Annotated in this window: 15 protein-coding genes; 1 reads left to right on the forward strand and 14 read right to left on the reverse strand. The window is 70.2% G+C overall.

The annotated features are described in order from the left end of the window. The 7 genes from pyrF to pyrR form a co-directional block, all read right to left on the reverse strand. Positions 1-707, reverse strand: a 707-nt coding sequence (pyrF, locus tag H7I41_RS26835; RefSeq protein ID WP_264015685.1) for an orotidine-5'-phosphate decarboxylase, incomplete at its 3' end; no start/stop codon positions are given. Positions 708-709: 2 nt separating this feature from the next. Then, entirely contained in the window at positions 710-4,054 is a 3,345-nt protein-coding gene (carB, locus tag H7I41_RS26840; protein WP_264015686.1) for a carbamoyl-phosphate synthase large subunit, read from the reverse strand. Further along, complete coding sequence (gene carA / locus H7I41_RS26845; protein WP_276009711.1) at positions 4,055-5,158, reverse strand: glutamine-hydrolyzing carbamoyl-phosphate synthase small subunit; 1,104 nt, start codon at positions 5,156-5,158, stop codon at positions 4,055-4,057. Between the two features lie 14 nt (positions 5,159-5,172). After that, the gene (locus tag H7I41_RS26850; protein WP_264015688.1) at positions 5,173-5,730 is read right to left on the reverse strand and encodes a PH-like domain-containing protein; all 558 of its coding nucleotides are present in this window, start codon (positions 5,728-5,730) and stop codon (positions 5,173-5,175) included. After that, positions 5,727-7,028, reverse strand: coding sequence for a dihydroorotase (locus H7I41_RS26855; RefSeq protein WP_264015689.1), 1,302 nt, complete (start codon positions 7,026-7,028; stop codon positions 5,727-5,729). Before H7I41_RS26855 ends, H7I41_RS26850 begins: the two co-directional genes overlap by 4 nt. Further along, positions 7,025-7,972, reverse strand: a complete 948-nt coding sequence (locus H7I41_RS26860; protein WP_264015690.1) for an aspartate carbamoyltransferase catalytic subunit — start codon at positions 7,970-7,972, stop codon at positions 7,025-7,027. Before H7I41_RS26860 ends, H7I41_RS26855 begins: the two co-directional genes overlap by 4 nt. Then, positions 7,969-8,550 carry a bifunctional pyr operon transcriptional regulator/uracil phosphoribosyltransferase PyrR gene (pyrR, locus tag H7I41_RS26865; protein ID WP_264015691.1) on the reverse strand — a complete coding sequence of 194 codons (582 nt, stop codon included), beginning with the start codon at positions 8,548-8,550 and terminating at the stop codon, positions 7,969-7,971. Before pyrR ends, H7I41_RS26860 begins: the two co-directional genes overlap by 4 nt. Positions 8,551-8,662: 112 nt before the next feature. Here pyrR and H7I41_RS26870 point away from each other — a divergent pair, with 112 nt between their 5' ends. Continuing rightward, on the forward strand, positions 8,663-9,868 hold the full coding sequence (locus tag H7I41_RS26870; RefSeq protein ID WP_264015692.1) for a serine hydrolase domain-containing protein: 1,206 nt from the start codon (positions 8,663-8,665) through the stop codon (positions 9,866-9,868). Positions 9,869-9,872: 4 nt separating this feature from the next. On the opposite strand, the gene H7I41_RS26875 is transcribed toward H7I41_RS26870, so the two are convergent. From H7I41_RS26875 to H7I41_RS26905, 7 genes are all read right to left on the reverse strand, one after another. Next, on the reverse strand, positions 9,873-12,551 hold the full coding sequence (locus H7I41_RS26875; protein WP_264015693.1) for a fumarate reductase/succinate dehydrogenase flavoprotein subunit: 2,679 nt from the start codon (positions 12,549-12,551) through the stop codon (positions 9,873-9,875). Further along, positions 12,551-13,306 (reverse strand): ABC transporter ATP-binding protein, encoded by a 756-nt coding sequence (locus H7I41_RS26880; protein WP_264015694.1) that lies wholly within the window; start codon positions 13,304-13,306, stop codon positions 12,551-12,553. Before H7I41_RS26880 ends, H7I41_RS26875 begins: the two co-directional genes overlap by 1 nt. Further along, positions 13,303-14,091, reverse strand: a complete 789-nt coding sequence (locus H7I41_RS26885; RefSeq protein WP_264015725.1) for an ABC transporter permease — start codon at positions 14,089-14,091, stop codon at positions 13,303-13,305. The genes H7I41_RS26880 and H7I41_RS26885 overlap by 4 nt, the downstream gene beginning before the upstream one ends. A 71-nt stretch (positions 14,092-14,162) precedes the next feature. After that, complete coding sequence (locus H7I41_RS26890) at positions 14,163-15,596, reverse strand: ABC transporter substrate-binding protein (RefSeq protein WP_264015695.1); 1,434 nt, start codon at positions 15,594-15,596, stop codon at positions 14,163-14,165. Between the two features lie 38 nt (positions 15,597-15,634). Next, the gene (locus H7I41_RS26895; protein WP_264015696.1) at positions 15,635-15,865 is read right to left on the reverse strand and encodes a 4Fe-4S dicluster domain-containing protein; all 231 of its coding nucleotides are present in this window, start codon (positions 15,863-15,865) and stop codon (positions 15,635-15,637) included. Then, positions 15,862-16,587: a GntR family transcriptional regulator gene (locus H7I41_RS26900; protein WP_264015726.1), complete on the reverse strand. Its 726-nt coding sequence runs from the start codon at positions 16,585-16,587 to the stop codon at positions 15,862-15,864. Before H7I41_RS26900 ends, H7I41_RS26895 begins: the two co-directional genes overlap by 4 nt. Before the next feature lie 260 nt (positions 16,588-16,847). After that, a complete protein-coding gene (locus tag H7I41_RS26905) occupies positions 16,848-17,399 on the reverse strand; it encodes a hypothetical protein (RefSeq protein ID WP_264015697.1) in 552 nt (183 codons plus the stop codon). Between the last annotated feature and the right edge of the window lie 5 nt (positions 17,400-17,404).

The raw sequence follows: 17,404 nt of genomic DNA on the forward strand, positions 1-17,404 counted from the left end.
CCGAGGCCGCCGAGCGCCTCGGGCCTGCCGCCCTGGGCCCCGACGCCTGGCACCAGGACGGGGCCGGCCAGCGCGCTCACGTCCGGCGGTTCGGCCAGGGTGGCGCCGACCACGACGCCGACCGATCCGGGCTCGGGAGCGGTGGCGCGGTTGACCGCTGCGGCGGCGTCGACGACGGATTGCGCGACCGTGCGCCCGTCGGTCGGCCCGTCGACCAGGGCACGCTGCACCGACGCACCTTCCGGATTCGACGTCGCGGCAAGCACGAAGACTCCCCTGCCGTGGGCGGCCGCCGTGTCCAGCAGCGGTTGCAGCGCGCCGAAGCCGAGATACGGCGACGCGGTGACGGCGTCGGCGGCCAGCGGCGAGTCGCCGGCCCAGGCCTCGGCGTAGGCCGCCATGGTGGACCCGATGTCGCCTCGTTTGGCGTCGGCCAGCACCAGCACCCCGGCCGCCCGCAACTCGGCGATGGTCTCCTCGAGCACGGCGAAGCCGGCGGCGCCGTACGGCTCGAAGAACGCGACCTGCGGCTTGACGATGGCGAAGTCGCCGAACGCCGCCACGCAGGTCTGGCAGAACGTCCGCAGCCCGTCCACCCCCGTGGACAGCCCCCAGTCCCGCAGCAGCGCGGGATGCGGATCGATGCCCGGGCACAGCGGTCCGCTACGCGCCACCGCCTCGGCGAGCCGACGACCGAACCCCGGCACGGTCAGCGTGATTCCAGCTCGCTGTGCAGTTCCTGAAGACTCATCACCCCGATGTCGCCGCGGATACCGGCCTCGATGCCCTGCACCGCCGCCGACGCGCCCTGCACCGTCGTCACGCACGGGATGTTCATGGACACCGCCGCCGACCGGATCTCGTATCCGTCGATGCGCGGCCCGGAGTTGCCGTACGGGGTGTTGATCACCATGTCCACCTCACCGGCGCGGATGGCGTCCACCGCCGAGAGCCGCTTGTCGTCGGCGCCACTCGGACTCTCGTAGTGCTTGCGCACCTCGTCGCACGGAATTCCATTGCGGCGCAGCATCTCCGCGGTGCCCTCGGTGGCCAGCACCCGGAAGCCCAGATCGGCGAGCCGCTTGACCGGGAACACCAGCGAACGCTTGTCGCGGTTGGCCACCGAGACGAAGATCGTGCCCTCCTTGGGCAGTGACCCGTACGCGGCGGTCTGACTCTTGGCGAAGGCGCTGCCGAAGTCGTGGTCGATCCCCATCACCTCGCCGGTCGACTTCATCTCCGGGCCGAGCAGCGAATCCACCTGGGCGCCGTCGGCGCGCCGGAACCGGTGGAACGGCAGCACCGCCTCCTTGACCGCCACCGGGGCGTTGCGCGGCGTGGTGGCGCCGTCACCGGTAGCGGCCAGCAGTCCCTCCTCGCGCAGCTGGGCGATGGTGGTGCCGAGCATGATCCGCGCACACGCCTTGGCCAGCGGCACCGACGTCGCCTTGGACACGAACGGGACGGTGCGGCTGGCGCGCGGATTCGCCTCGAGCACGTAGAGCACGTCGTCCTTGAGCGCGTACTGCACGTTGAGCAGACCGACCACGCCGATGCCTTGCGCGATCGCCTCGGTGGCCCGGCGCACCGACTCGATGTCGCTGCGGCCCAACGTCACCGGCGGCAGCGCGCACGCCGAGTCGCCGGAGTGGATGCCGGCCTCCTCGATGTGCTCCATGATCCCGCCGATGTACACCTCGGTGCCGTCGCAGAGTGCGTCGACGTCGATCTCGATGGCGTCCTCGAGGAACCGGTCCACCAGCACCGGGTGCTCGGGCGACAGTTCGGTCGCCCGGGTGATGTAGCCGTGCAGGGTCTCGTCGTCGTAGACGATCTCCATGCCGCGCCCGCCGAGCACGTAGGACGGCCGCACCAGCACCGGGTAACCGATGTCGGCGGCGATGCGGCGAGCCTGATCGAAGCTGGTCGCCATGCCGAACCTCGGCGCGGGCAGCCCCGCGGAGTTCAGCAGCTCCCCGAACGCCCCGCGGTCCTCGGCGAGGTCGATGGCCTTGGGGCTGGTGCCGACGATCGGCACCCCGGCCTTCTCCAGCCGTTCGGCCAGCCCGAGCGGGGTCTGCCCGCCGAGCTGCACGATCACGCCGGTGACACCGGGTCCGCCTGCCCCCGAGGCCGATTCGGCGTAGTAGACCTCGAGTACGTCCTCGAAGGTCAGCGGCTCGAAGTACAGCCGGTCGGCGGTGTCGTAGTCGGTGGACACCGTCTCGGGGTTGCAGTTGACCATCACGGTCTCGAATCCGGCCGCGCTCAGCGTGGTGGCGGCGTGCACGCAGGAGTAGTCGAACTCGATGCCCTGACCGATGCGGTTGGGCCCGGAGCCCAGGATGAGCACCTTGGGTTTCTCCGCCTGCGGCGCGACCTCGGTCTCGGCCGCCGGATCGAGCTCGTAGCTGCTGTAGTGGTACGGCGTCTTGGCCTCGAACTCGGCGGCGCAGGTGTCGACCGTCTTGAACACCGGATGGATGCCGAGCCGCTGGCGCAGCGCCCGCACACCCATCTCGCCGGCCAGTTCCGGTCGCAGCGCCGCGATCTGGCCGTCGGACAGGCCGCTGTGCTTGGCCCGGCGCAGCAGCGACCCGTCGAGCACCGGCGCCTCGAGGATCTCGGCGCGCAGCGCCACCAGGCGAGAGATCTGGTCGACGAACCACGGGTCGACGCCGGAGGCCTCGGCCACCTGCTCGACCGTCGCACCGAGACGCAGCGCCAGTTCGATGTCGTAGACCCGGCCGTCGGTCGGGGTGCGCAGCCCGGTGAGCACCTCGTCGACCGTGAGGTCGGGATCCGGCGTGGTCCAGAAGCCGGCCCGCTTGGTCTCCAGTGAGCGCATCACCTTGCCGAGCGCCTCGATGAAGTTGCGGCCCAGCGACATCGCCTCGCCGACCGACTTCATGGTGGTGGTCAGGGTGGCGTCGGCGCCGGGGAACTTCTCGAACGCGAAGCGCGGCGCCTTGACCACCACGTAGTCGAGCGTCGGCTCGAAGCAGGCCGGCGTCTCCTTGGTGATGTCGTTGATGATCTCGTCGAGGGTGTAGCCGATGGCCAGCTTCGCGGCGATCTTCGCGATCGGGAAGCCGGTCGCCTTGGACGCCAGCGCACTCGAGCGCGACACCCGCGGGTTCATCTCGATGACGATCAGCCTGCCGTCGGCCGGGTTCACCGCGAACTGGATGTTGCAGCCGCCGGTGTCGACGCCGACCTCGCGCAGGATGTCGATCCCCAGGTCGCGCATGGTCTGGTACTCGCGGTCGGTGAGCGTCATCGCCGGCGCCACGGTCACCGAATCGCCGGTGTGCACGCCCATTGGGTCGAAGTTCTCGATCGAGCACACCACCACCACGTTGTCGCGATGGTCGCGCATCAGCTCGAGCTCGTATTCCTTCCACCCGTAGATGGATTCCTCGATCAGCACATTGGCCGACGGTGATGAGGCCAGGCCGTGGCCGGCCATTCGTTCGACGTCCTCGGCGGAGTACGCCATGCCCGACCCCAGCCCACCCATGGTGAACGACGGGCGGACGACGACCGGCAGTCCGAGGTCCTCGACGGTCTCACGGACCTCGTCCATGGTGAAACAGACCCGGCTGCGCGCCGATTCGCCGCCCACCTTGGCGACGATGTCCTTGAACTTCTGCCGGTCCTCACCGCGCTGGATCGCCTCGAAGTCGGCGCCGATCATCTCGATGCCGTATCGCTCGAGTGCGCCGTTCTCGTAGAGCGACACCGCGGTGTTGAGCGCGGTCTGCCCGCCGAGGGTGGCCAGCAGCGCGTCGATCTTGTTGCCGCGCTCGGCCTGTGCGGCGATCACCCGTTCCACGAACGCCGGCGTGATCGGTTCGACGTAGGTGTGGTCGGCGTACTCCGGGTCGGTCATGATCGTCGCCGGGTTGGAGTTGATCAGGCTGACCTGCAGGCCTTCGTCGCGCAGCACGCGGCAGGCCTGGGTGCCGGAGTAGTCGAACTCGGCGGCCTGGCCGATCAGGATCGGACCGGAGCCGATCACCAGGATGTGGTTGAGGTCTTCGCGGCGCGGCATCTACTTCTCCTCCGCCATCAGGTCGACGAATTGGTCGAACAGGTAGTTGGCGTCGTGCGGACCGGCTGCCGCCTCGGGGTGGTACTGCACCGAGAACGCGCGGCCGTCAACCAGTTTGACACCCTCGACGGTGCCGTCGTTGGCGCAGGTGTGGCTGACGACGGCCCGCCCGAACGGGGTGTCGAACTCCTCCCCCGCCTCACCTTCGAGTGCGAAGCCGTGGTTCTGCGCGGTGATCGCGACACTGCCGGTCTGGTGGTCGATCACGGGGATGTTGATGCCGCGGTGGCCGAACACCATCTTGTAGGTCGACCGGCCCAGCGCGCGGCCGAGGATCTGGTTGCCGAAACAGATGCCGAAGAGCGGGATCCCGGCGCCGAGCACCTCGCGGGTGACACCGACGATGTGATCGGCGGTGGCCGGGTCGCCGGGGCCGTTGGACAGGAACACCCCGTCCGGTTTCAGGTCGGCGATCTGGGCGAACGTGGCATCCGACGGCAGCACGTGGCTGCGGATGCCGCGGCGGGCGAAGTTGCGCGGCGTGTTGGTCTTGATGCCGAGGTCGATGGCGGCGACGGTGAGCCGGTGGCCGCCCTCGGGCTCCACCACGTAGGTGACATCGGTGCTGACCTGGCCGGCGAGATCGGCGCCGAGCATCGCAGGCTGGTTGCGTACCCGCTCCAGCAGTTCGTCGGCGCCGGCCAGGGCGTCACCGGAGAAGATGCCCGCCTTCATCGACCCGCGGCTGCGCAGGTGCCGCACCAGCGCCCGGGTGTCGATACCGGCGATCCCGACGATGCCCTGCTGCACCAGTTCGGCGTCCAGAGTGCCGGTGGCTCGCCAGTTCGACGGGCGCGGCGACGGATCGCGCACCGCGTAGCCGGCCACCCAGATCTTGTCGCCGCGGCTCTCGGCGTCCTCGTTGTTCCAGCCGGTGTTGCCGATCTGCGGCGCGGTGGCCACCACGATCTGACCGTGGTAGCTCGGGTCGGTGAGCGTCTCCTGGTAGCCCGACATGCCGGTGGAGAACACCGCCTCGCCCAGCGTCTGGCCGACGGCGCCGAACTCCGTCCCGGTGAACGTCCGCCCGTCCTCGAGCACCAGTAGAGCAACAGATGTCACGCTGTCTTGCCTTCCACGTTGTCGCCGACGCTGTCGGTCGGGGGCGTCTGAACCCATTCGGCGTAGCGGTGCCGGTCGTCGGCCCGGAACCCGGTGTCGATCTCCACACCGGACGGCAGCCGCCATCGGATCGCCAGCACGCCGTCGCCACGGTCCGCCCCGCGGTGTGGGATCACCTTGCCGGCGATACCCATTTCGGTGCGGATGGCCACGATCGTGTCCTCGGGGATCCAGATCGGCCCGGCGCCGGTGCGCTGCACCATGATCCCCTCCGGGTAACGGGTGAGGACGGCCTTGGCCCGGAACCCGAGATCGGCGGCGGCGACGCGATCCTGCCAGCTCGGCGACAGTGTGGTTCCGACGTAGAGGCCAGGGGTGGCGGTGACGGTCGCGGAGCCCACGGTGTCGGGCAGTGCGGGCAGCTTGCCGATCAGCTCGGCCTGCCGCTGCGCGCGATGCACCCAGCCGCGCAGCATCTGCCGGATGAAGAACGCGATCAGCAGCACCACAAGTGCGGCCATGATCAGCGATGCGATCAGCGTCGGGGTGTTCATGAGACTGCGCTCTTCCCGTCGCGGGCGGTGATCCTGCCGCGCAGCATCGTGAGCGTGACGACTGCGGGCAGCGTCATCTGCTCGAAAGGCGTGTTGTCCGAACGGCTGGCGAGGTCGGAGCCCGCCACGGTCCAGGTGGTGTCGGGGTCGACGACGGTCAGGTTGGCCGGCTCACCGACCTCCAGCGGACGGCCCTGATCGGGCAGCCCGACGATGCGCGCTGGGTTCTCGCTCATCACCCTGGCCACGTCGCGCCAGGTCAGCAGGCCCGACCGCACCATCGTCTCGACCACCACCGACAACGCGGTCTGCAGGCCGAGCATGCCGGGGCGGGCGTGGGCGAACTCGCACATCTTCTCGTGCTCGGCGTGCGGGGCGTGGTCGGTGGCGACGCAGTCGATGACGCCGTCGGCCAGCGCCTGCCGCAGCGCTTCGGCGTCGCCGGCCTCCCGCAGCGGCGGGTTCACCCGGTTGCGCCCGTCGTAGTCGACCAACCGGCTGTCGTCGAGCAGCAGGTGGTGTGGGGTCACCTCGGCGGTGATCGCGATGCCCTGTTCCTTGGCCCACCGGACGAGTTCGACGGTGCCCGCGGTGGATGCGTGACAGATGTGCACGCGCGCGCCGGCGTCGCGGGCCAGCAGCGCGTCGCGGGCGACGATCGACTCCTCGGCGGCGCGCGGCCAGCCGGCCAGTCCGAGCCGCGCGGCAGTGGGACCCTCGTGGGCGACGGCGCCGACGGTCAGCCGGGGCTCCTCGGCGTGCTGGGCGATCAAAGCGCCCAGGCCGGTGGCGTACTCCAGCGCACGCCGCATCATCAGCGGGTCGTGCACGCAGATGCCATCGTCGGAGAACATCCGGACCTGCCCGGCCCCGGCGGCCATCATGCCCATCTCGGTGAGCTGGGTTCCGGCCAGGCCGACGGTGACCGCGCCGACGGGGTGCACGTCGACCAGCCCGACCTCCTGCCCGCGGTGCCAGACGTGGTCGGTGACCACCACGCTGTCGGCGACGGGATCGGTGTTGGCCATCGCGAACACCGCGGTGAATCCACCCAGCGCCGCTGCGGCCGAACCGGTCTCGATGTCCTCGGCGTACTCGCGGCCGGGTTCGCGCAGATGGGTGTGGAGGTCGACGAAACCCGGCAGCAGGATCTGCCCGTTGGCATCGATCACGTCTGCGTCGTCCGGAACGGCGAGGCCGGCGCCGATCTCGGCGATCTGGCCGTCGTCGACCAGCACGTCGACCGGTTCACCTTCGCCGTAGGGGCGGACGCCCCGGATCAGGACAGTGGCACTCATGCGCTGATCGCCTCCTTTTCGGCGCCGACGAGCAGATGGAACAGCACGGCCATCCGGACGTGCACGCCGTTGGAGACCTGTTGCAGCACAGCGGATTGCGACGAGTCGGCCACCGAGGAGGCGATTTCCATCCCGCGCAGCATCGGCCCGGGATGCAGAACGACGGCATTGCCCGGCAGCAGCGCCTGACGCTTCTGCGACAGGCCGTAGCGCACCGAGTACTCCCGGCTGGACGGGAAGAAGCCGCCGTTCATCCGCTCGGCCTGCACCCGCAGCATCAGCACCGCGTCAGCGCCGGGCAGTTCGGCGTCGAGGTGGTGCGACACCGTGACCGGCCACTCGCTCGCACCGACGGGCAGCAGCGTCGGCGGCGCCACGAGCACCACCTCGGCGCCGAGGGTGTGCAGCAGCGACACGTTGGAGCGGGCGACCCGGCTGTGCAGGACGTCGCCGACGATCACCACCCGCCTGCCCTCGATCCCACCGAGCCGCTGGCGGATGGTCAGCGCGTCGAGCAGCGCCTGGGTCGGGTGCTCGTGGGTGCCGTCACCGGCGTTGATCACACTCGGACCGCCGTTGGGCTCCGCCGTCCACTCCGAGAGCTGTTGCGCCGCACCGGAAGCAGGATGGCGGATGATCAGCGCGTCGGCGCCCGCGGCCCGCAGTGTCAGCGCGGTGTCGCGCAGCGACTCCCCCTTTGCGACCGAGGATCCCGATGCGCTGACGTTGATCACGTCGGCGCTCATCCATTTGCCCGCCACCTCGAACGACACCCGGGTGCGGGTCGAGTTCTCGTAGAACATCGTGATCACCGTGCGGCCGCGCAGAGTCGGCAGCTTCTTGACCTCACGGCCGAGCAGCGCCTGGCCGAACCGGTCGGCGTCGTCGAGGATCGCCGTGGCCTCGTCGCGACTCAGGTCGGCGGCAGAGAGCAGATGCTTCACCTTTTCGGCCCTCCCTGGGGTGCGATGGACACGCCGTCGCGTCCGCCGTCGTTCTCGACCAGCCGCACCTTGACGTTCTCGCTCCGCGAGGTGGGCACGTTCTTGCCGACGTAGTCGGCGCGCAGCGGCAGTTCGCGGTGCCCACGATCCACCAGCACGGCGAGTTGCACGATCCGGGGCCGGCCGATGTCTCGCAGCGCGTCCAGCGCCGAGCGCACCGAACGCCCCGTGTAGAGCACGTCGTCGACCAGGATCACCAGCGCGCCGTCGATGCCGCCCGCGGGGATCGAGGTCTCCTCGAGCGGGCGCGGCGGCTTGCCTGCCAGGTCGTCGCGGTACAGCGTGATGTCCAGCGCACCGTGGCCCACGGTCACGCCGGAGAATTCGCTGATGTTGGCCGCCAGCCGCGCCGCCAGCGTGACGCCGCGGGTGGGAATGCCGAGCAGCACCACGCGGGGCGCATCGGCGCCGCCGTCGAGTGCGGTCTTCTCGATGATCTGATGCGCGATACGGGAAATGGTGCGGCCCACGTCCGCCGCCGTCATCAATTCCCGGTCGGGGGTGTCAGGACTGCCCACGCGCGATCCAGACCTCCTTCTCCGCCTCGCCGGACGGATCGTTAAAGGATGTCAAACTGCCGCGGAGCCTACCACCGCGGCGGCGCCCGCCCGCGCTGGCTAGCCTGGCTAGGTGAATCTCAGTGGTAATCAGGCCTCGATCCGGGACGCGGTCGACGCCGGGGTGCTCGCCGGCGCGGTGACCCTGGTGTGGCGCGACGGACGCATCGAGCAGGTCAACGAGATCGGCCACCGCGACATCGAGGCCGGGTTGCCGATGCGCCGCGACACGGTGTTCCGCATCGCGTCGATGACCAAACCGGTGACGGTGGCGGCGGCCATGGCCCTGGTCGAGGAGGGCAAGCTCGCCCTGACCGACCCGGTCACGAAGTGGTTGCCCGAACTGGCCGACCTGCGCGTGCTCGACACCCCGGGCGGCCCGCTGGACCGCACGCACCCGGCCCGCCGACCGATCACCGTCGACGACCTGATGACCCACCGCAGCGGACTCGCGTACTTCTTCTCGGTCACCGGGCCGCTCGCGCGCGCGTACGGCCGCATCTCGGCCAAGCAGTCGCCGGACGCCTGGCTCGCCGAGATCGCCGCCCTGCCGTTGCAGCACCAGCCCGGCGACCGGATGACCTACAGCAACGCCACCGACGTGCTCGGCGTGCTGCTCGAACGCATCGAGGGCGCGACGCTGCAGGACGTCATGACTGAACGGATCCTCGGGCCGCTCGGCATGGTCGACACCGGGTTCTTCGTGGATCCGCGAAACCGAGGCCGGGTCGCGACGATGTACAAGCTCACCGATGACGACACGCTCAGCCACGACGCGATGGGGCCGCCGACCACCACGCCGCCGCCGTTCTGCATGGGCGGGGCGAACCTGTTCTCCACCGCCGACGACTACCTGCGGTTCGCCCGGATGCTGCTGGAGGGCGGCAGCGTCGACGGCGTGCGGGTGCTCTCGGAGGAGTCGGTGCAGTCGATGCGCACCGACCGGCTCACGCCCGAGCAGAAGCGCCACCCGTTCCTCGGCATGCCGTTCTGGATCGGGCGCGGCTTCGGGCTGAACCTGTCGGTGGTCACCGACCCGGCCAAGTCACGTCAGCTGTTCGGGCCAGGCGGGGCGGGCACCTTCGGCTGGCCCGGCGCGTACGGGACGTGGTGGCAGGCCGACCCCGCCGCCGACATGATCCTGATCTACCTGATCCAGAATCTGCCCAACTTCGGCGCCGACGCGGCGGCCGCCGTGGCGGGCAACACGTCGCTGCTCACCCTGCAGTCCGTGCAACCGAAGTTCGTCCGCCGGACGTACCAGGCGCTCGACCTGTGAGCCCTCAGCCGGCCAGCGCCCGGCGCGCGTAGGCACGGACGTCGGCGTCACCGTCGTCGAGCGCCAGGCCCAGCGCGTCGCGGGCGGCCTGCTCGGAGGACGCCCACCGGGTGAGGCTGAGCACTGCGGCCTTGCGGACGTCCAGGTGCGGATCGGCCAACGCCCGCGACAGCGGGGGCACGGCCGTCGAGGGCGACGGAGCACCCGCCAGCGCCCGCGCCGCGCCCTGGCGGATCTGCCAGGCCGACGCGGCGAGCGCGCCCTCGACCGTCGGTCCGTCGTCGGCGCCCCACCCGATCGCCCCCATGGCGGCCAGCGCTGCGGCGCGCACCAGCGGGTCGGCGTCGTCGATCAGGGCGCGGACCGCGTCGGCGCCCGCCCCGAGGGTGCCAAGGCCGTTGGCGACGGCGATGCGCACCTCACGGTTCTCGTCGGTGGCGCCCGCCGCGACCCCGTCGACGTCGTCGACCGACACCAGCGCCCGCACCGCCTCGATGCGCACCCGGTGGTCGGCGTCGGACAGCGCCTCGCGATAGGCGTCCGCCGCGCCCACCCGTCGCGAACTGAGCAGATAGAGGGCGACGGCCCGCACCACCGCGTCCGGCGAGCGCAGGTGTCCCGCAACGGCTTCGGGTGCCGGTAGCACCTCGACCAGCTCACGCACGCTCTCGGCCGCAACGCCACGCACCTCGGGCGCCTCGTCGCCCAGTGCGCGGAACAGCCCGTCGGCGTAGCCGTCCGGCAGTACCTCGACCAGCGTGGCCACCGCCGTGCGCCGCACCCCCGGATCGGGATCAATGAGGTACCCGGCGAGGTCGGCCACCGAGGGCTCCTCCAGCGCGAGCACCGCCGCGATGCGCGGAGACGGCGGTTCGGCGGCCACTTCGCGCGGCCGGATCTTCTCGTCCAGCGGGGCGCGGCCCCCGACCAGCTCCGGCTGCGCCACCGTGGTCACCGGGGCATCCGACGGCAGATGGTCCAGACCCGGCACCGGCACGAAATACGCTGCGACGGGGCGCTTGAGGAACTCCATCGACCCGGCGGCGGTCTTGCGCAGGTTCAGGTGGTAGCGCCAGTTGTCGTCATCGCGGCCGGGCAGGTCGGCACGGTCGTGGTAGAGCCCCCAGCGTGATTCGGTGCGGGTCAGCGACGACCTGGCGGCCATCTCCGCGCAGTCGCGGATGAACGACACCTCCACCGCACGCATCAGCTCGTGCGGCGTGGTGGCGCCCATCCCGGCGATCTCGCTGCGCATCCGTTCGAACGTCTGCACGGCGATCGACAGCTTGGTGGCCGATTTCGGCGGCGCCACATAGTCGTTGACGAACCGGCGCAGCTTGTACTCGACCTGCGGCTGTGGCGGCCCGGACGGATGCCGCAGCGGCCGGTAGATGAGGTCGTGCGCCTCCTGCAACTGGTCGCGCGGGAGGGCGGCGGGAACCGGTACGTCCGCGAGCGTGCCCGCGGCGTGCGATCCGGCCAGGTCGCCGTAGACGAAGGCGCCGATCATGTAGTTGTGCGGCACGCACGCCAGGTCGCCCGCCGCGTAGAGTCCGGGCACCGTGGTGCGCGCATGCTCGTCCACCCAGACACCGGACGCAGAATGGCCACTGCACAAACCGATCTCGGAGATGTGCATCTCGATGTCGTGGGTGCGGTAGTCGTGACCGCGGTTGGCGTGGAAGGTGCCCCGGGTCGGCCGCTCCGTGGTGTGCAGGATGTTCTCCAGCGCCGACAGCGTCTCGTCGGGCAGGTGCGACACCTTGAGGTAGATCGGCCCGCGGGCGGACTCGATCTCCTGCTTGACCTCCGCCATCATCTGGCCCGACCAGTAGTCGGAGTCGACGAAGCGTTCACCGAGGGCGTTGACCTGGTAGCCGCCGAACGGGTTGGCGACGTAGGCGCATGCCGGGCCGTTGTAGTCCTTGATGAGCGGATTGACCTGGAAGCACTCGATTCCGGACAGCTCGGCGCCGGCGTGGAAGGCCATCGAATAGCCGTCGCCTGCGTTCGTCGGGTTCTCGTAGGTGCCGTAGAGGTAGCCCGACGCCGGCAGTCCCAGCCGTCCGCACGCCCCGGTCGCGAGCACCACGGCCTTGGCCGCGACGGTGACGAACTCGCCGGTTCGGGTGTTGAACGCGGCGGCGCCCACGGCCCGACCACCGCTGGTGAGCACGCGGACCGGCATCAGACGGTTCTCGATCTGGATCTTCTCGCGCATCGACCGTTGCCGCAGCACCCGGTAGAGCGCCTTCTTGACGTCCTTGCCCTCCGGCATCGGCAGCACGTAGGAACCGGACCGGTGCACCCGGCGCACGGCGTACTCGCCGTGCTCGTCCTTCTCGAACTTCACGCCGTAGCGCTCCAGCCGCTGCACCATCGCGAATCCGCGAGTCGCGGTCTGATAGATGGTGCGCTGGTTGACGATTCCGTCGTTGGCGCGGGTGATCTCGGCGACGTAGTCCTCCGGCGTCGCCTTGCCGGGGATGACGGCGTTGTTGACGCCGTCCATGCCCATGGCCAGCGCGCCCGAATGCCGGACGTGGGCCTTCTCCAGCAGCAGCACCCGCGCACCGTGTTCGGCGGCCGACAGCGCGGCCATCGTGCCCGCGGTGCCGCCACCGATGACCAGCACGTCGCAGTCCAGCCGGGTGGGCTCGGGGGCGAGGGTGGGGATGTCCATCAACTGACGAGCTCCGGGTGGTCGGGGGCGGTGCCCAGGTTCGAGATCGCCTCGGCGCGTATCGCGGTGCGGTCGACGGTGTGGTCGCGTGGGCTCGGCACGTCCAGCAGCGCCCGCAGCGGTTGCCCGGCCCGTCCGAGCACCGCGATGCGGTCACCGATCAGCAGGGCCTCGTCGACGTCGTGGGTGACGAACACCACGGTGGTGGGATGCGCGCGCCAGGTGTCGATCAGCAACTCCTGCATGGTGGTCCGGGTCTGGGCGTCCAGCGCGCCGAACGGCTCGTCCATCATCACCGCGCGCGGCTCCCCGGCGAGACCGCGGGCCAGTTGCACCCGCTGGCGCATCCCGCCGGACAGGCTCTTGGGCAGGTAGCGCTCGAAGCCGGTGAGGCCGACGTCGGCGATCCACTTCAGCGCCTCGTCGCGCCTGCCCTGCCGTGGCCGGCCGGCCAGCTTGAGCGCCAATTCGACATTGGACTGCACGGTGAGCCACGGCAGCAGCGCGTTGTCCTGGAACACCATCGCCCGGTCCCGCGACGTCGTGGTGACGGGCGCCCCGTCGGCGAGCACCTCGCCGGCGTCGGGTGTCAGCAGGCCGGCCAGCGCCCGCAGCACCGTCGACTTGCCGCATCCCGACGGGCCGGTGAGCACCAGGATCTCCCCCGGCCGCACGTCGAGGTCGAGGCCGTCGATGACCGGCGCGCCGCCGTAGCTGAGCACGAGGTCCCGCAGGGTGAGGTTCATGCCGGTCATCGGTTACTCCCCTCACCGCGGGGCAGCCAGCGGGTGACACGGCGCCCGATCAGTTCCACGGCGGCCGAGGTGGCGAATCCGAGCACCCCGATGGTGATGATGCCGACGAACACCTGCGGGTAGGCCAGCACGGTGTAGGCCTGCCAGGTGCGGTATCCCACGCCGAGCCGGCCCGAGATCATCTCCGCGGAGATGACGCAGATCCATGCGACGCCGATGCCGACCGACAGCCCGCCGAACACGCCGGGCAGGATGCCGGGCAGCACGACCCGGCTGATGACGTCCCAGCGGTTGCCGCCGAGGGTGCGCACCGAGTCCTCCCACAGCGTGGGCAGCGCGCGCACGGCGTGCCGGGTGCTGACCATGATCGGGAAGTACGCGGCGAGGAAGGTGATGAACACGATCCCGGCCTCGTCGGTCGGGAACAGCAGGATCGCCACGGGCACGATGGCGATGGCGGGGATGGGCCGGGCGAGTTCGGTCAGCGGGCCGAAGACGTTGGCGAACCTCGGCGAGCGGCCGAGCATGATGCCGGTGACCACGCCGGCGACGGCGGCCAGCGCGAAGCCGGTGAGGATCCGGATCAGTGACTGGCCGAGGTCGAGCCAGTAGTCCTGGGTGCCGAGGCGGCTTCCGAATGCGGCGATCACCTCGGTGACAGTCGGCAGGGTGTCGAAGCGAAGCCACAGCCGCACGTCATTGGCGGTCAGCAGCTGCCAGAGCGCGATGGCGGCAGCCACCGACGCGATGCGCACCGCCCATGAGGCAAGGGGCCGGCGCCGCAGCGCAGGTCGGGACGGTGCCGCAGGTACCGCGACGGCGGGTTCATCAGCGGCCAGCACCGCGGGCGGGGCGGTCACACCGCACCCGCCAGCGCCTGCTGGTAGTCCACGACCGTCGCCCCGGGATGGGTTGCGGTGTAGCGCTGAGCGCCGGCGAGCGTGCCGAACGGCAGGTACTGCGGCCGCTGTTGATCACCGGAGCGCACCCAGACGGACTTGTCGGCGAACCACCGCGTGCCGTACTCGGTGTCCGACACGTAGGCCGCCCGGACGTTATCGCCGCGGGCGGTGGCCTCGCGCACGGCGCGCAGCAGGCATCCCGGGTTCGCCGCCGGCTGGGTGGTGTCGCGGCCGTCGAGCCAGAGTTCGCCCGCCAGCCGGGGATCGGTGACGTCGGCGTTGCACACCGGGTCCCGGCCGCGGATCGCCGATGGGTTGGCGGTGCTGTCGCGTGCGGCGTCGTAGTCGACTCCGCGTTCGGCGAAGGCCTTGCGGATCGCCTCGTCGGAGACGAACCCGTTGATGTCCAGATCGGCGAAGTCGCCGATGGACTTCAGGTAGGGCACATCGCCTTTGAAGGCCTCGATCAGCGACGGCTTGAGGGTGGTGTCGAAGCTGGTGCCGCCCGGACCGTTGTAGAGGTAGACGACCTCCTCAGGCAGCCCGCTGCCCTCGGCGACGAGTTTCGCCGATTCCAGCGGCTTGTCGTTGAGGAAGTCGGTGGCGTCGAGCTGGGCCTGCAGGAAGGCGTCGAGCACCTCGGGGTGCCGGCCTGCGTAGTCACGCCGGACGACGACACCGTGGAAGGTGGGATAGTCGCCCTCTGCGCCGTCGTAGAGCAGCTTCGCCTTGTCCTGGAAGACCAGCAGCCCCGGCCACGCGACGAATTGCGAAAGCGCTTGTGCTTGACTGGATTCCAGTGCCGACGCGCCGACCTGCGGCTGCTGGTTGAGCACCTCGACGCCGGTCTTGGGGTCGATGCCTGCGTTGTCGAGCGCCCGGACCAGGGTGCCGTGCCCGGCCGAACCCACACTGGCCGAGACCTTTTTGCCCTTCAGGTCGGTGACCGATCTGATCGGCGAATCCGGCGGCACGACAATCATGTTCAGCGACCCGGTGGGGCTGTAGCCGGTGACGGAGACGAACTCGGTGCGGGCGCGCTCGTTGGCCTGGGTCTTGGAGCCGTTGATCAGCAGCGGGTAGTCGCCCATGGAGCCGATGTCGATCTTCTCGGCGACCATCTGCGCGGTGATCGGCGCGCCGGTGTCGTAGTCCTGCCACTCGACGTTGTACTCGACGCCGGTGGACTCGCTGACGTCGGCGAGCCGCTGCTCCAGGAAACCCCTGGCCTTCAACAAGGTTCCGGCGGTGACGGTGTTGATGGTCTTCGACTGGTAGCCGATGACCACGTTGACGGTGCCGTCGGATTGCGACTGGGAGTCCAGCGAGCAGGCGGCCAGCGAGCCGACGGTGGCGGCGGCGAGCGCCACGGCGATGGTGCGTTTCATGTGCGGGTGTCCTGGGAGGTCGGGGCTGACGAGCCGGACTAACGGATCAGGTAGGGCATGTTGACCGTGACGGCGCCGGTGGGACAGCGGGCCGCGCACGGGCCGCAGTACCAGCATTCGTCGACGTGCATGAACGCCTTGCCGTTCTCCGGGTTGATCGCCAGCGAGTCGAGCGGGCACACGTCGACGCACAGGGTGCAGCCCTCGATGCACAGCGATTCGTCGATCGTCACCGGGACGTCGGCGCGTTGGTTGTTCACCAGCGTCATGAGTCACTCCTGATCAGGTTGCCGCGCATGGTGATCCGGTCACCGCGCATGCGGATGTACTCCAGGTCGACGGGCCTGCCGTCGTCGAGACTGGCGAGGCGTTCGAGCATCAGCAGCGCGGCGCCGTCGGGCACCTGCAGCGTCGCCGCCGAATGCGGGTCCGCCGACACCGCTTCCAGCGCCAGCGTCGCCGCGCCGAGGCGCTGCCCGCTGACCTGTTCGATGAGGGCGAACACGTCGTTGTTCTCCAACCGGTGTTCGAGCACCTGCTCCCCGATGTCGGGTGTGAGGTAGGTCAGGTCGAGGGAGAGCGGGAGGTCACCGAGATAGCGCAGCCGCTCCACGAACACCACCTGCGCGCCGGGCGGGAGTTGCAGCCGGCGCGCCACTGCGGGCGGGGCGGCCAGCCGCATCGCCGCCCGGACCTCGTTGCGCACCTCGCCGTAGCCCTTGAACGTCTCCTTGAGACCCGCCAGCGCGTCGAGTCCGTGGTCGTACTTGCGGACCGCGACGTGGGTGCCGACCCGTGGACCGCGGTCGATGAGGCCCTCGTTCTTCAGCACCGCGAGCGCCTCGCGCACGGTGTTGCGGGAGACGAAGAACTCGGCGGCCAGGTCTTGCTCGGCGGGAAGCCCGTCGGCGTAGGCGCCGGCGTGGATCTGATGGCGAAGCACGTCGGCCACCTGCCGGGCCCGGTCCGCCCGGGCACGCCGGCCGGGCAGCGGGATGGCTCCCGCTTCGTGGCCCGGTTCGTGACCGGCTGGGGCGTGCGACACGCGAATCACGTTAAGGCGCTTTCCGCAAGGCCTTCCCGCTGCGCGCGGTCAGCGCGGGCCGCGGCCGCCCATTGCGCCGTGCCGCACCGCCGCCGACCTGCTGAATCAGCCGTACCTCCGGCGAATGCGCCACCTCCGGGCGGGGCCGGGGCATTGCAATCGCGCTGAGCGAAAAGCGGCGCCCGCGCGGGGTCTGCGGCTGCGGCTCAGCGCATGCAGCGCGACAGCACCCGGCCGAACTGCAGGAGCCGCTGCATCTGCGCCAGACCGCCGTTGTCGACGGTCTTGTGGTAGCGGAACGACTCGCAGTAGACGTCGGTCTCGGTGGCCGACCTCTGCCGCGCCCGGGTGATCAGTTGGGTGTACATCCGCAGCCGCACCTCAGCCAGCCTGCGGGTGCCGTCGTCGAGCACCTCGTACTCGGTGGTGAGCACGTGGTCGGTGATCGACGACAGCGAGATGGTGCGCACCGAGGCGTCGAGCACGCGGCGCTCACGGTCTCCGGTGGTCGACACCGAGTCGTCGGCCCGCCACATGATCAACCGCGACCCGTCGGTCAGCACGACCTCCTGCCACAGCACCTCGTCCTCGTCGCTCCACGAGTCGTCCACTGTGGCGCGGGACATGATGAACGACGTGATCTGCGGGAGGTCGACCACGGCGCGCAGCTGGTCGAGCGCCAGCTCGGGATCGCGCAGGTACACCCGCGCCGCGTCCTCCACGCTGGAGTACGGCGCCCAGTCCTGAGGTGACCCCATGACGT

The organism is [Mycobacterium] manitobense, from assembly GCF_025821665.1.
GTDB lineage: Bacteria > Actinomycetota > Actinomycetes > Mycobacteriales > Mycobacteriaceae > Mycobacterium > Mycobacterium arseniciresistens.

What these genes read in the sequence shown, in the direction of transcription:
- carB (WP_264015686.1), bottom strand. Translation starts at nt 4,054, where the DNA reads ATGCCGCGCCGCGAAGACCTCAACCACATCCTGGTGATCGGCTCCGGT.
- H7I41_RS26850 (WP_264015688.1), bottom strand. Translation starts at nt 5,730, where the DNA reads ATGAACACCCCGACGCTGATCGCATCGCTGATCATGGCCGCACTTGTG.
- H7I41_RS26855 (WP_264015689.1), bottom strand. Translation starts at nt 7,028, where the DNA reads ATGAGTGCCACTGTCCTGATCCGGGGCGTCCGCCCCTACGGCGAAGGT.
- H7I41_RS26875 (WP_264015693.1), bottom strand. Translation starts at nt 12,551, where the DNA reads ATGGACATCCCCACCCTCGCCCCCGAGCCCACCCGGCTGGACTGCGAC.
- H7I41_RS26880 (WP_264015694.1), bottom strand. Translation starts at nt 13,306, where the DNA reads ATGACCGGCATGAACCTCACCCTGCGGGACCTCGTGCTCAGCTACGGC.
- H7I41_RS26890 (WP_264015695.1), bottom strand. Translation starts at nt 15,596, where the DNA reads ATGAAACGCACCATCGCCGTGGCGCTCGCCGCCGCCACCGTCGGCTCG.
- H7I41_RS26895 (WP_264015696.1), bottom strand. Translation starts at nt 15,865, where the DNA reads ATGACGCTGGTGAACAACCAACGCGCCGACGTCCCGGTGACGATCGAC.
- H7I41_RS26905 (WP_264015697.1), bottom strand. Translation starts at nt 17,399, where the DNA reads ATGGGGTCACCTCAGGACTGGGCGCCGTACTCCAGCGTGGAGGACGCG.